Annotated in this window: 2 protein-coding genes; both read right to left on the reverse strand. The window is 37.5% G+C overall.

Going from position 1 to position 1020, the window contains the following annotated elements; genetic code table 11:
- Window positions 1-17: 17 nt before the first annotated feature.
- Window positions 18-674, reverse strand: coding sequence for an IS630 family transposase (locus tag HCR01_RS37980; protein WP_320073272.1), 657 nt, complete (start codon window positions 672-674; stop codon window positions 18-20).
- Window positions 572-970 (reverse strand): helix-turn-helix domain-containing protein, encoded by a 399-nt coding sequence (locus HCR01_RS39770; RefSeq protein ID WP_226890095.1) that lies wholly within the window; start codon window positions 968-970, stop codon window positions 572-574. Before HCR01_RS39770 ends, HCR01_RS37980 begins: the two co-directional genes overlap by 103 nt.
- Window positions 971-1020 lie beyond the last annotated feature (50 nt).

Genomic DNA, 1020 nt, shown 5'->3' on the forward strand with positions numbered 1-1020 from the left:
TACAGCAAATTCGTAGTTTATGAGGTACAGTAACAGCAATTTGTAAACCAATTTTTGAGATGTTGAGGATTAACTAATTCAAGTGCTATTTTAATTAAACCATCGACTCCAGATGCAGTCTTTGGAGAAAATTGTTTCAGGAATGCTTTTAATTGTGACCACCAATGTTCAATAGGGTTAAACTCAGGGGAATAAGGAGACAGGTAGAGAACACTTGCACCAACTCCTTCAATTAAGGGTTTAATTTCTTCGACTTGATGTGCTGGAAGATTATCCATCACTACTACTGCACCAATCCATAATTGTGGAAGCAGAAAATGTTCGATAAAGACTTTATATACATTCCCATCCATTGAGCCATTTAGAGTCATGACAGCCAAAACTTTCTTTAAGCTGATTCCTCCGATAACAGTTACTTTCGCCCCTCTATAATATGGCTGAAAATCATACAACCTATTGCCACGTTCGTTTCTGCCATGAGTACGAGTCAAACCGAGTAAAACACCCATTTCATCGATAAAAACCAGGTTTTCTGGGTCTACTTGTTTGACTTTCTCCCAATACTCAACTCTCAGTTTTTGGACTCTTTGTGTTTTTGCCTGGCTACTTCTAATTGTCTTTTTTTTCGTGTAAGTTTTTGTTTTTGTAATGCACTGCACATGACACTTGCACACACCCAAATGTCATATTTTTCTCCAAAATACTCACAATACTCTGATAAAGTTGCATTTGGATGACTTTTCACCATTTCGGCTAATTCACTGCTGTATTCATCCAATTTCCCCTTCATTGCTCCACCTTGCTTTTTTGGTTCTAGATGACCTTGTGTTTTCTTTTGTTGAAGGAGCTTTTGTACATAGCTTTTTGCTACGCCAAATTGAACAGCTACCTTTCGGATTGACGTGTTACCTCTTTCATAAGCATCTACTATTTTTGAACGCAAATCGATGGAGTACGCTTTCATTGTCATTCTCGATGCACTAATATTTACTGTACCTCATTTACCTCGAAACTGCTGTA

Origin of the sequence: Nostoc sp. MG11, assembly GCF_014904695.1 — a bacterium.
Lineage (GTDB): Bacteria > Cyanobacteriota > Cyanobacteriia > Cyanobacteriales > Nostocaceae > Komarekiella.